1 protein-coding gene (running past one end of the window) is annotated in these 14,923 nt (G+C 62.6%); it reads left to right on the top strand.

Annotation, left to right across the window (positions count from 1 at the left end):
• Positions 1 to 14,923: the final stretch of a GTP cyclohydrolase II RibA gene (gene ribA, locus ACQPZ2_RS24585; RefSeq protein ID WP_433520608.1), read on the top strand. It extends 18,854 nt beyond the left edge of the window; only the last 14,923 of its 33,777 coding nucleotides appear in the window; its start codon lies off the left edge, out of view; its stop codon occupies positions 14,921 to 14,923.

Raw genomic sequence — 14,923 nt, 5'->3', positions numbered from 1 at the left:
CCCAGACAACTTCCGTCACCGGCTGGTGGACGGCGAGTCGAACATCGACATGTTCGGGGTGCGGGGTCGTGAGCTCGCGGACGCCGAGTTCGACCCGGCGGAAGGGCTATGGCACGGCAGCGCGGAAACCCTTGCGTTCCAAACGTTTCGCCGTATCGGCGAGCAGATCAAGGAACGATTCGCGGCACAGGCCCCGGACGCCGAGGTGCTGCAGAACATCGTGGAGCTGATCGACGGAACCCTGGTGAACGGCAACACGCTGATGATCGGCGCGGCGGCGGCGGAGGCGAGCAGCGCCAAACAAGCGGCCACGCCGGGCAGGATCGATCCGTTCGATCGGAATGCCGACAAGATCGTCACCGTGACGGCGAAACCGGACGACCAGCGCCGCATCTTCTCCGCCGCTATCGCGGAGCTGGCTGTGCTGTTCGAAGAACAAGCGCTGCGTTCCTCGGACACTTATCGGCGATTCGCCAACATCGTGTATTTGTTCTTCCAAGCGCCGATCTTCCATCGGGGGAGCGACGCCACTATCCGGATATTCACGACGATCGTCCATGAATTCCTTTTCGGGGAACCGTTGACGCTGCCCCACGATGTGGACGTCCAAGCGTACTCGCGCACCCAGCAGGATTTCATCGCGTGGTTGATCCAGGAGCTCGATACCGCCGAGTTGCGGGATGCGCGTATGTGTATGGAGCGTGGACTCGATCGCGTTCACGCGGTGACCGGGGCGGCGGTGGGCTCATTGCAGCCTGCGCAGATCATCCCGCGGGGCGTGTTGTCGCTGGCGGCGCAGCGGGCCACCGGTGGGATCTTCCGGCAGGCCGCCACGTGGGGACTGCTGGAACAGAAATTGTCGACGCGGCCTCCTGGCACGACTTTCCTGGTCGTGCATTGGTCTCCTGACCTCATCGATGCGTCCCCAGCTGACTTCACCGATACACGCTCCGCACACACAACTGTGCTGACCAGCGGTCAGGCGCCTGGTGTCGTCGAGTTCCACGACACGCGCAACAACACCATCCACGAATACTCGATCGGCCGGCGCCCCAGCACCTTCCCACCGGACAGGCATCGCCTGGTCGTGATCGAATACGACCCGGACGGCAATGTGGTCCCGTCGACGGGCCCCGCCGTGCTACCCCCGCTGCCGATAGCGGACACGGATGAACATCTCCCGCCCGGCGACACACCCGAACACGGTGCGATATCTCCGGAAAAACAGAGCTTCCTGGAGTGGTATCGGCGGCAGGCCAACGATCCACCTGAATCGCAGCGGCTTGCGCTCATCAACTATCTCGACTTGCACGGGCTGCTTCCCGCACAGGTTGAAAGATGGATCGCTTTATGGGGCCTGCCTCTGGTCCTGTCCGGCTCGAGTACGCGGCAGGCACCCGACCCGACGGACGAAGAAAAATACCGCGGCATGGGTGGGTGGCTCGGCGCGGTTCGCGTGCACCGTGGATTGGACGTTGCTGAGCTGGCCGTAATTGCAGGTGTGGATGTTGGGTTGTTGGGGGATATAGAGCGTGGTATTCATGCGAGTGCCGAGGTTTTGCGGGCGGTGTTCGATGCGTTGGGTGTTTCTCGGGAGGTCGCTTTTGTTGCGGTGGAGAAGTGGCAGCCTGGGTTGGCGCATTATTTTTCGGATAAGGTGCCTGATCCGGGTGATGAGAAATTCGGGTCGATGGCGCGGTGGTTGCGGACGGTTAGGCAGCATCGTTGGTTGAGTTTGGATGATTTGGCGGTTGCTGCGGGGGTCGATGTTGGGTTGTTGGGGGAGATGGAGCATGGTATTCATGCGAGCGCTGAGGTTCTATGGGCGGTGTTCGATGCGTTGGGTGTTTCTCCGGAGCTCGCTTTTGTTGCGGTGAGGAATTGGCAGCCCGGGTTGGCGGATGCCGTGGTCCGGATGCTGGCTCTCGACTGGTTACGGCCCCGGCCGTCGGCCCGGTCACTGGACGATCGACTGGGCAGCGGCACCCGTCGGGTTCTGGATCGCTATCCGGGGTCCGCGAGCAGGGCGCGGTCGCTGTTTCGTGCGTTGGATCCGCCATTTCGTGGGCTGGATCTGCGGAGTTCTCGCGATAATGCGGATGTGCTGCCCGCAGTGCTCGATGACGCGTTGCAGACGATAGCCCGTGGGGTGCCGAGCGAGCACCTTGCACCGATAGTGGACTCGTGGGATCTGGCACCTGTTGCGCGGGAGGAGATTCTCGAGAGGTTGCACGAGATTCGTTCCGGTTCGGCGGCGAGTGGCAGCGGGTTTCCACCGAGTTGGCGCCAGGACACCGTGCCGGTCGCACGGATCGAGTATCGGCTGGCTCTCCCGACACTGATGGGCCTGCAAACCGATCCGCGGAACGTTTTGGCGGCGGTCAGACTGTGGGATATGGCACTGCACGGTCCATGGGATTCGTTGCTGGAGCGGATAACCGAGCATGCGCGAAGTGAACTTGCCGAGGCCGTCACGCATTTCGGCCGGTCCCTACCTCCCGCGCATTATGCGAGCGTGGTGCGTGCGTTCGATATCGGTCCCAAGGTCAAAGCGGCGATTCTCGGTTCGCTACGGCTGGAGGGAACCTGGGCGGATCCCCGAGGAGAACGAGCACTGGAGTCCGCGGCCGCGGCGGTCGTCGACATCGTCGGTGCGGACTCGTCCGCCCTGAAGCGGATCGATGTCGGCTCCCGCCGCTTCCAAGAGGAGGCCGCTGTTCAGCTGGCTCGGTTCGAGGAGCACAACCCGTACCTGTACTACCGGCCGGACCATGTCGAACTGCACCGGCCGGGACGTTCGACATTGCGGGGTTCGCTCACCGGCCGCTTGCCGAACGCCATAGCGCAAGCACGCCGAAGGGCCGTCGATCCCCTCGCCGGGCCGGGTGCGCGACCGCCTGGCGATCCAGTGGTGGTCCATTCCTTGCCCACCGAGGAATGGGGCTTGGTGAGCCTGCGCGTCTACGATTCACCACTACCGGGTGAAGGGCCCGTCGTCGGGATCGTGGTGGGTAGCCCGGACCAGTTGCGGGCTCGGCCGCCGTTGGTGCGGGTGCATTCGCGCTGCCTCTACGGCGACGTCCTCCATTCCACCAAATGCGATTGTTACCGACAGCTGGTCGGTGCGCTCGAGGCGATGCGGCGAGAAGGCGCCGGCGTGCTGCTGTATTTCGATGAGGGCAGAAGAGGGAACGGTCACGAGGGTCGCGGCGTCGGCTTGTATCTCAAGGCCCAGGCATACCGGCTCGAGGACGAAGGTCACAACACGGTGGAAGCCTTCGACGCGCTCGGCCTACCGTACGATGTTCGCCGCTACAGCCACGGTGCCCTCATACTGCGTCACCTCGGATTGGATGAGGTCCGTTTGATGACCAACAATCCGAAAAAGATCGCGGCGTTGGAAGAATACGATATCCGCGTGGTGGATCGGGTTCCGCAGTTCTACTTCGGCGAGAACCGCGACGATTACCTCGGCGTCAAAATGAAAGAATTCGGCCACTTGTTCAACGCTGACGATTTCCGGGAATCGAACCAGGAAGAACGTATCGAGCGAGTGGATTCAGACGAACGGGATCGGCCACGCGCGGCGGTGGCCATGGAAAGTGGTCCAGCTGTTCTTCCCCCGCTACCGATCGCGGATGCCGACGATGTAATTCGCGCGCTTGCCAGCGTCATCTCGGACACCTCGGTAGTGGATACGGGCGAAGATCGACCGATCGCGGACACCGGCGAACACACTGCGACATCCCCCGAACGAGCGCGTTTCTTGGAGTGGTATCGCAATCGTTCGGCGATCTCCACGGGGCAGCCGCATCTTGGACTCGGGCAGTACCTGCGGATGTACAAGCTGTCCCGTGAGCAGGTCATGCGGTGGCTGGACTACGCTGACCTGGACGCTTCGGAACTGGGCGCCCTGGACTTCGCCGCACTGTTGCCCCGGCCGAGTGCGGCTGATGTCGCGCTGACATGGCTCACCGACGTCCGCCGCTTTCTTGTGCTGACAGCTGGGCAAATGGACCATTTGCTCGGCGCGCCTGCCGGTACGTGGGAACGTGTCGAACTGGGCGAGGATCTGGATATCAGCTACCTTCGCGCGCTCTTGCGCCGGATCCCCGGAGCGCGTGACCTGTATCTCGATGCTGCGGTTCACTATCCCGCGCTGCTGACGAAATCAGGCGCTCCTGCATTCCCTGAGGGCTATGGTGAGGTCACCGCATACTGCAAATTCTTGCGCACGGAATCCGGACTTTCGATACGGAAACTGGCCAGATCGGCCGGGCTGTCGTCCAAGAGCATGATCGATGCAGTAGAACGGCTGTCTAATCGCCCGACGCCGTCAACGATTCGTGGTTATCTCCAGCATGCCCCAGGGCATCTCGAGGTCGCGTATGAAGATGTCGCCGAATATTTCGAATACTTGCCCCGGGAAACATTGGAATTTCCCGATGTGCGAGAAACGGAATCCTTCGGTGAGTACCTGCAATATTTCGGTCGTGTGAATCGACTGACGCAGACGCACGTGTGTGCGGTATTCGGGATAACGGCCAGAATGTATCGGCGGCACGTGGAAGTGTGGGGGACGCACCTGCGGGGCATCGAGTTGACATTGTTGCGGATCTATAATCGTGCTCTGCACCGGGCAGGTCCTTGGAACAATGTTGCCGATGCATGGGGCCTTTCGACATTCATGGACGCGGGTTTCTTCGCCGCCATGCGTGCCAGGCTTGCTGATCTCTCCGATCCGGAATCCGCCGAACGCGTTCTGGTGCTGCACTTCGCCGAAGGCATATCTCTCGCCGAAGCAGCCAGCCGGCTGGCTATATCCGCGGACACTGCCGGCGGCCTCGCCTCGGAAGCAATCGATCGTCTCCGTGACGCCTTTACCGATCTGCGGGGTGCCGGTCTCGACCCCGCTGTTTATGAATCCGCGGATGTTGTTCGGCCTGCAGGCAAATTCTCGGCCGATCGCGCGGCCGACATCGATGACCTGCCGCACGGAGCTGAACACCATGCCGCGGTCCGTACCGCAGCCGAATCCGATCTCCCCGAGCTGGTTTCAGAATTCGGTGACGAAGCGTTGTTCCGTGATCGGTTGGCACGTCAAGCGGCTGGGAACGGAGTGCTCCTGGTTGCTAGGCAGGGAGCCGAGCTGGTCGGTACCGGCTATCTGTGGCTGGAAGCCGCGGAGGAACAACCGATCCGTGACCGTCTGCCGGGTGTGCCGCTGGTGATGGGTCTGCAGGTTGTCGAGCGGCGTCGGAACATCGGCATCGACACAGAGATACTCGTCGAGTTGGAGGCGTTGGCGGCTGGCGGGGGCCATTCCCGGGTTGCCCTGGCCGTCCGGGTCGACAACTACGACGCCGCGCGGCTCTACCGCCGACAGGGATATCAGGACTGGGGCCACGGCGTCATCGAACGTATTGCGGTGGAGTCGTTGCCGGACGGTCGCATCGTGCCGATCCCGGAGTCGGAAATCTGCCATGTTGTGGTGAAATCCCTATCCGTCGAGTCGCCGATTCAGCCGAACTCAGCCCCGGAACTCGGATCCGGTGGATCGACGCCCTGGTCGCGCGAACTGCTCGACGGCACGGGCGGTCGTGCACTCGCCGCGCAAGCCGATCTTCCGTCGCATGAGCCGGAAGTCAGTGCGGGCGCGCCGGATATGGCAGCGATGATCGCCATCGCATCTGAAGACGATGAGGGGCATGGTCCTTCGGACACCGGTTCGACTGGCAGGCGGGAGGCGGCGCGCCAAGTCATCGACCAAGTCGTCGAGTTGTGGGAGGAACGGCTGCGGTCACCCGGTGTGGACGTCGGACGCAGGTCTGTGGCGGCACGACCGGCGGACGGTGCCGACTATCGAATGTGTTTCGAGCGCGGTGCGGAGCGGGTTCGCTTGGTGACGGGCGCGCGGGTGGGGACGTGGGAGGCTGTGCACGTTCTTGATCGCGGAATTCTTTCGTTCCCTGCACAGCGGGCGACGGGTGGGATTTTTCGTGAGGTCGCCTTGTGGGGGTTGTTGGAGCAACAACTGGCGAATGATCCGGTGGGGACCACGTTTCTCGTGGTTCATTGGTCACCTGCGGTGCTGGACGTGCGAGTGGATGGGTTGGTGGATACGCGGTCTGCGCACACCGTTGTGTTGTCGCGTGGTGATCGTCCCGGTGCGCTCGAGTTCTATCAGACACGCGACGACAGCCTGCACGAATACTCGTACGGAAGTCGGCCTCCTGGCGTTGCTGTGCCGCCGGATGGTGATTGTTTGGCCGTGGTCAAGTTCGATCCTGCGGGAAATGTTGTCGATCTGCCTGGTCCGGCTGTTCTTCCTCCGCTGCCGATCGCGGACACCGACGATGTAATCCGCTCGTCGGACAGCCGTCACCGGTACGCCTCGGTGGCGGCAACGAGGCTTGCGCCCACGGATATCCCAGATCCTGCCGATTTCGCGGACCGCGGTTTTGGTGAATGGTTGCGGGCGGTCAGGAAGCGCTTGGGGTTGTTGCAACAGGATGTCGCGAGCCGTATCGGCTGTAACCACTCGGTTGTGAGCATGGCCGAGAATGGAGTACAACTTGGCCCACGTTTTCTTCGCGCATGGGCCGATGCCTTGGGTATACCTATCCAGGTCATGAGTTCCGCCGTGCAGCAGTTCGAACCAGGGTGGTGGGATTATTTCGCCGAGGCGAAACCCGATCCGGTGGATCCTCGAATCCGGTCGATAGAGGGTTGGCACCGGGCTGCACGCCACCGGGCAGGCCTCGTACAGGGAGAACTCGCTGCGCTTATGGGAGTCACTCGGGAGGCTGTGCTGCGGGCGGAGAAAGGCGGCGGTATGACCGCTGCATATTTGCGGTCGTTCGGCGCGGCTCTGGGCTACTCATACGCGACATTGCATTCGGTCGCGCAGGAGCACGCTCCGCAGCTTGCGGACTATTTCGCCCCGACGAAACCGGACATCGAGGACCCCCGATTCCGGGAGTTCGCGGATTGGCAGCGGGCGGCGCGCGATCAGAGCTGGTTGACACGACAGCAGCTGGCGGACCGCATGGGATACTCGCGCGCCAAAGTCAAGCGCGTGGAGTTGGGTGGCAAGGCCACTCTCGGATATTTGCGCGCATTGGGTCGTGCCCTCGGTATGTCGGATGGATTCTTGCATCGCGTTGAGCACCGTTTCATCGATACCGATCCGGTGAGCCGGCGTATTCGGACGATGGGCGACTGGTGTGAAATGCATAGGAGGAAAGCGGGGCTGACACAGATGGCGTTGGCCGAACGCATGGAGGTCGCCCCGACGACCGTCCGGCAGGTGGCTGCCGGCGGACGGGTAACCGCATCCTTTCTGGAGGAGTTCGGTGCGGCATTGAATTGCTCGTTCGAACAGCTGCGTTCGGCCACGCAGAAGTACGATCCTGATTTGGCGGACTATTTTTCCGAGACAACACCGGACCCCTGGGATAGTCGGTTCCGAACAATAGCGGACTGGCACATAGCCGCCCGCCATCAATGCTGGATGACTCAGCTGCAGTTGGCGCGTGCTATCGGGTGCCCTGAGCGAACAGTCTGGCGTGCCGAGGCACGCGGTGAGGCGTCAGTCGAATATCTCGAATCATTCGGCCGCGCGGTTGGCATGCCCGAGGAGTTGGTACAGCGGGTAGAACGGCGTTTCATGGATCCCGATCCGACGGATCGGCGGATGCAGACGATGGCCGACTGGTGTGCAGCAAATCGACTACATGCCGGGTTGACGCAGCAAGAACTCGCCGATCGTATGGGGTGCGAACAAAGCGAGGTCGCAGCGGCGGAGAGCGGCGGCAATATCGCGGTCCAGTATCTGCAGCTGCTCGGTATTGTCTGTAACATTCCGGATGACCTTCAATATTCCGCCGCAGCGCGTTTCATGCCGAATATCGCAGAATACTTCAGGGCACCGATGCTGGACGCTGCGAATCTGCGACACAGAGGTGTCGGGGGATGGCTGAAAGCCTATCGAATGCACCAGGGTTTGCCGGTGGAGGAAGTCGCAAAGCGCACGAAGCGTACACTGCGGCAGATTTCCGAGGTCGAGAACAGTGACATTGTCACACCGTACGATTTGCGTCATTTCGGTCGCGCGCTCGGTATCTCCGAAGAAGGCCTGCAGATCGCCGCCCAAGAGTTCGGGATTCAGTACCCAGTGCAGGTGGACGAGTCGGAGTGGCCGGGAGCCGCTGTCGTCGGCGACTGGCTCAAAGACGTCCGTGTCCGTCACGGAGTATCGCAGCGAGCTCTCGCGGGAGATATGGGGTACTCGGCGACCGCGGTGGGGAAGGTGGAGGGCGGCGTCGGCGTAACGCTCGACTTCCTGCGCTCGTGGCGGGATGCGCTCGGTATGGACGCGGGTGTCTTCAGGCGAGCCGTTCGACGATTTCTCTTGGAGGGTCGAGCGGAATTGCCGGAGGATGAGAAGTTCTGGCGATTGATAGATACCAGGCGTGGCTCGTCGGAAGAGCGGGCGATCAGAAATGAGATATTCGAAGAATATGATTGGATTGCGCGCTCAGCCGCGAGGGTGTGGTGGGTGCGGAGGATGCCCCGAGAGGACGTCGCTCAACGTTTCCGTGAAGCGATACTGCGCGCAATTGCGCTGCACTTCCCGGGAAGGTCGTTCGCTACTCATGCGTGGGGTGCGTGCCGCGGCAGATATCGGCTGCTGATATTCGAAGCCGATTATCCCGGTCTGGAACGTAAAAATTTGGCTCAGGTGATGTCCGTTTACTCGTATAGGAGCGCCTATTATGAGCAGAAGGGAGTCATGCCGATTGTCGAAGAAATCGCAGAGGCTAAAGGAATTACCCTCGAGGACGCGCGCGATGCGCAACGTGTAATAGATACGAGGACTATTTCGATCGAGGCCTCGATGAAAGAAGGCGACAGGCCCATCCAGATCGCTAGCGCCGTCCCTGACTCCGCGGCGCCAGAATTCGATATTTCCGATCCGGACGATCCTTTCGCAACTGCTCTCCGCGACGTGCTGTCAGATCTGCCCGGCGCGACCCAGTTGGTTGCGCTCAACTTCATCGACGGCGTTCCGTTGGAAGAGGCTGCCGACCGGCTCGGGATCGAATATGGCAAAGCGCAACAGATTATCGAGACAGCAAGCGAAAAGCTGCGCGAAGGCCATACGGCAGGCAAATTCTCGACCGATCGCGCAGCCGACATCGCCGACGATCGGAAGCCGGCTACACCACCGGTCTTCGAGCCGAGGGGTGAGAACCGGAATACGCCACGAGCGCCGGATCTCTCGCCCGAGTCGCGGGCAACTGCTTCTGCAACGTCCGATGCTAAAAATAGGAAATCGGGGCGGCGGGTCGAGTTGTCTGGTGGGGGTTCGGTGTCTGGTGGGGCGGTGGATTGTTATGTGCGGTGTCGGGATTGGGTGTGGGCGCGGTCGGGTCGGGCTGCGGTGGGTTCGGCGCCGCTGTTGGTTGGGCGGGGTGTGTTGCCGTGGTGGGTGCAGCGGGATTTGGGTGTGGATGCGGTGATCACGGAGTTGGCGTCGTGGGGGTGGGTGGAGCGGGAGTTGTTGCGGCGGCGGGAGAGCGGGGAGCCTGATGCGACGGCGTTGGTGTTCGCGCAGTTGGTGGCGGCCGACAGGGTGGTGCGGTTGTCGGATGTGGGGCCGGGTTCGCATGCGGTGGGGTTGTCGTTGAGTGCGACGAATCCTGGTGCTCTGGTGTTTTTCGATTCGGTGAGTGGTGTTGAGGTGGAGTATGTGCCGGGTGCGCGTCCGGAGGTGTTGACGCGGTTGATGGGCGAGGCCCAGGGGTGGGTTGGTGTCGTCATCGATCACGAGGGCGAGGTTGTGGGGCTTCCTGGTCGTCCGGGGTTGCCGAGGTGGCCGGTGGCGGGTGAGACGGCCGGGGATGCGATGCGGGCAGCGCGCCTTGCCGAATTGCTAGGGCGCACTGAGTCACTCGACTTCGAGGCGGCCGCAACCGTCGTCGACGACGCTATGCGGGTGCATCCCGCGGCAATGGACCGCTGTCTCGCCCGGCTCGGTGAACAGCAACGTATCTGTGTGGAATTGCGGTACCGGCAGGGTCTTTCGGTGACCGAGATCGCGGAGCGACTCGGCAAGCTTAGGAAAACCGTCAGCAACACACATGTGGCCGGGGTGCGGCGTTTGGCCGAGATGCTGCCGGCCGAGCTCGACCGACCCGCGCGGCTGGCCGGGTTGCTGCAACGTGCCGGTACGCTCGGTTACCGGGATGCCGCGATGGTGGTCGAGGATGCGTTTCTGTTGTATCCGGACGAGGTGACCCGTTGTCTGGCAAGGGTTTCCGAGTTGATGCGTACCTGTGTGGAACTCACGTTCCAGCAGGGGCTGGGTCGCGACGAGATCGCAACGCGTCTCGGGCGCACCTCGGACGCGGTCAAGCCGACGTTGCATCGGGCCGTGCTGCGGCTGGTGGAAATGCTGGCCGCCGAGCTCGATCGGCCGGGCCGGTTGGCCAGGCTGCTGGCCAGGACAGAACCGCTCGAACTCGACGACGCTCGGATGCTCGTCGAGGACGCCGCGGTCGTACACCCGGAGCTGTTGCAGCACTGCATAGATCAACTACGCACGCAGTGGGGGCGGCAGGTCGCCGAGCAACGGTTCCAGCGCGGTCTCGAACCGGGTGAGATCGCTGCGGCGCTCGGCAAGACCGACGATGCGATCTACGAGGTGGAACGACGGGCGATCCGACGGCTGGTCGAACTCCTGCGCACCGAATCACAGCGGCCGACTGACGCGGCCGAACTGCTGGCCCGAGGCGGCTCGCTGACCACAGCGGATGCGTCGGCCGCACTCCGCGCCGCGCACACCGAATATCCGCAGGCGTTGCGGCGCTGTCTGGACCGGCTCGCCGACAAGCAGCGGTGGTGTCTGGAACTGCGCGTCTGGCAGCACCAGGGCGCCGATCGCACCGCGGCGCTGCTCGGCATGACCGCAGCCAGTGTCGTGGCGACACACCTACGCGTCGCCCGGCGGGTGATCGGTTGGCTGGCAACCGAACTGGACGGGACAAGTGCGGTCACCACGGCCGCAGAGGGCCGTTCGCCGGAAGCGACCAGTTTTCGGCGTTGGTACGAGCGACGCGCGCACGAATCGGCGGCCGGATCGGCGGTGCAGAGTCTCGGCCAGTACGCCCGCATGCATTCGCTCGGCAAGGCCCAGGTCCAGGGGTGGCTGACCGCCCTCGGCGCCGACCCGGGCTGGTACGTCACCGAAGCCGATACGCCCGTTCCACATCCACGCTCCTTCGACACCGTCGTCCAGTGGCTCGGCGCGGTCCGGGTCTATCTGGCGCTGACCTTCGACCAGATGGACGACCTGTTGGCGGGCACACCGGGGACATACCGCGCGATCGAAGCGGAAATCATCGAGCTGACGGCCGATCGCCTCCGAGCCGTCTTGCGCAACGTCCCCGATGCGCGCTCGCTGTATACCGAGATCGGGCACCGCTTCCATCCAGATCTCGCGGATCGGCCGCACACCGGCGCGTATCTGCGGAGGTTGCGTCGGTCCGCGGGCATGTCGCGGCCGGAGTTGGCGGCGGCCGCCGGAGTTGCGGAGAACACGGTCCGCAGATGGGAACGCGCGGACTCGATTCGGTCGGTGCACCAATTGACAACGTATCTGGGCGCGTTGGCCACGCGCGATGCCCGCTACACGCAGGGCAGCGGCACCTTCGGCGAAAGCCTTCGGTTCCTGCGTAGAGCGGTGAGCTGCACCGTCGAGCAACTGTCCGACGCGATGCACGTGCCGTCGCAGGTGATAGTGGATCTCGAAGCGGGGCACGGCCGCCCGGCGCTAGAGTTGGTCGCCGCCTACGTGCGAGCCGTAACGCCGGGCGCGGCACGCTACCCCGAGGGCTATTCCCGTCCGAGTGAGTATTTGCGTTATCGGCGCGAAGCCGCAGGCTGGACCCAACAGCAACTCGCCGACCGCGCCGGCCTCACCAAGCGCCAGGTGAGGGGGTGGGAGGCAAGGGAATACCACCCCGACCCGGAGTCCGTGGCGGTATGCCTCCGAGTTCTTCCGGGGGCGGTGCCGTACCTCGAGGTGGTGGCCGCCTTTCCACGGCTGGCGAGAATCAAGGCTCGCCTGCGCACGAGTCCGGTCGCGGTCCGCACACCTCAGGATCCGTCCGGTGATCGCAGTGCCGCGGGTGACGGCTCGACTGCACACCGGACGCCCAGCGGGCACCCGGCAAATCAGTGCCCCGAGTTGACCATGCGCTTACACAAGGAGCGAACCGGCCGGACAGATGTCATCGTGCCCGCAACGACCAGCCTGGCCGGACGGCCGGTGATGCTGTGCGCGGCTTTCCTGCATGGTCATTCGGATCCGCGACATTTGACACCGCGCGAGCGCCCAGTACGGTTTGCGGTCGACCCGAGGCGGTCGCATCTACCGCTCATGCGGGCGTTTACCCGCCTGCTCCATGTCACACCGCCCACGGCGCGTGACGGTGTCTCCGTCATGGTGTTCGACGGGACACACACCGTCGACGAACATGGCGTGAGCGGGCACATGTATCGGCTGGAGTATCGCTGCGACGCGGACGGCGGCAACGGTCATATCGAACTGCAGGATCCCGGTCTGCACCAGCAGGGCCCGTGGCGGGCGACCTCGCACCTGGCCGACCTGCATACGATCTGGGCGATGGCGTTCGATCGGCGTGGTCGGGCGCTCCCGTTGCCCGGCGACGATGCCACCACGTTGCCCAGATTCAATGTGGGACACGACATTCCGGAGCCCCCCGAGGTCCCGGCGCTGCCGCCGGTTGCGCGGGTGAACCCGTTGCTGGACCGGACCGGCCCGTTCAGTTCGGTGCGGCTGGATCGGGTGGAGGTTGCGGATATGGTTCCGGCCGCTAATCGTGCGGTGGAGTTGTGGCGGGCGGATATTGCTCAGGTTTTGGAGATGATCAGGAATCCGGAGCGGTGGGGTTTCGATGAGATCTTCGAACGTTATTTGAGGGCTGGGTCCGAGGTTCGTCCGGTGTTATTGCCTGTGCGGGCTATCGCGCAGTCGGATCCGCATGGTTTTCCGGGTATTTCGGAGGCGTGGGGGGAGGTATCGAGGATCGTTGCGGCGGCCAGGCATGAGATTCATTTGAATGCGGAGCTTGGTGCGTGGGTTGCGGATTCGTACCGGAATCGTGCGGCTTTGACGGCTGATCCGCGGAAGCGCGCGTTGCTGGAGCGGGTGTACAACGATTTCCGTGCGGCCGGCTCGGAACTTTCGAGTGAAGGCCGGGCCAGAATCGCGTGGATCTATGCACGGATCGAAGAGCTCAAGGTCCGCTTTCAAGAGAACAAGAACGCAGCGATCGCCGCGACAGTCGTCGAGGTCGATGAGCACGAGCTGGCAGGTGTGTCCATCGATGACCCGGGTGTCACCAAGACAGGCCCGAACACCTATCGTCTTCAGCTCGAGACATGTATGTCTGGAAATTTTCAGACGTGGCTGTCCCGGCTGCACAGTAGAACTGCGCGGGAGAAAATATATCGGGCTACGACGGAGCTGTGTCGCGGTGGGGAATACGATAACACAGACGTGATGGCCGAGTTGATCAGGTTGCGTGCTGAGCGTGCTGAGCTGCTGGGTTACCTTAATTATAGTGCGCTTATCGCGGATCAGGAGCCGGTAACTCCCGATGTGGCCGCGGCAGTCCTGAAGAAGTTGGCACCGCACCTGACGGCTGCGGTCCGTGACGATCTTCGGGAGGCGGCCGAGGTGGTTGGTCGTGATCATCTCGAACCGTGGGATGTCACCTATGCGCTGGAAGCTGTAGCGGCGAACAGCTCGGGCATCGACCGTCGGGCGTTGGCGCCGTATCTGGAGCTGGACCGGGTGCTGAAGAACGGGGTCTTCGGGCTGTTCGAGCGGCTGTTCGGGTTGAAGTTCAAGGAATGTGACGATATACGGGCGCACCATGCCGATATTCGGGTTTTCGAGGTGTTGGACCGGGCGGGGAATCCGGCTGGGCTCATATATTTTGATCCTTATCAGAGGCCGGGGAAGCATGGGGGTGGGGTTACGACGCCGGTTTTGGACAAAGTTGAGGCATTGGGTCAACTTCCGGTATCGCTTGTTTTCACGAGCATCGAGAAGCCGCGGGATGGTGCTTTTACTCTGCTGTCTTGGGAGAAGGTCGTCTCTGTTTTTCATGAGTTCGGGCACGCGCTCAACGATCTTCTGGGAGAAGGCGCCAAAGAGGTGTCGGACAGGCGGATACCGCGCACCTGGACCGAGTTTCCTGGATTGCTCGCCGGTGAATTCGCATCCCTGTATCTGTCGGAGTATGCATTACATTATGAAACCAGGGAACCGATTCCGACGGAGATGGTGGAAAGTGTCACCCGCATTGCTCGGGGGCCGCGCGCGTTCGCTCTTGCCAGAGAATTGGGAACCACATTACTTGATCTTTTCTGGCATAGTCTGACTCCGGATCAAGCGCCGTCGGGTGGAGATCTGCGACCAGCGGTCAAGGAGCTCGAGGATGCTGTCTTGACGTCCGCTGGTCTTGATTTTCCCGCATTGCTGGACTTCGTACCGCTGCAGACCTTCGGGCATATTGTCGTCCATGACTATGCCAGCACGTTACTCACTTATGTGTGGAACGAGATCTCGGCCGAGCTCGCCAGACAAAGGCTCGAGCAGTCGATCACCGATTCGGGCGGTTTCACTCGTGCGGTCGGTGATCGGCTGACCGCGGAGATATTTCGCCATCAGGAGCTATTGCTCGATGAGGTGATCGCGAATTTCCTGACTCCCGACACCGATCTGCAGCCATTTCTCGAGGCCCGTGGCCTGCTCGGACGCGATGCCGAGGTAGGGTCGCACGTCGCGTCCGAAGACGATGAGGAGCACGTCGTCCCAGACGCTTAG

The organism is Nocardia pseudovaccinii (genome assembly GCF_050942345.1).
In the GTDB taxonomy this organism is placed as follows: domain Bacteria; phylum Actinomycetota; class Actinomycetes; order Mycobacteriales; family Mycobacteriaceae; genus Nocardia; species Nocardia pseudovaccinii.
This window is presented reverse-complemented; position numbering and strand designations above follow the sequence as displayed.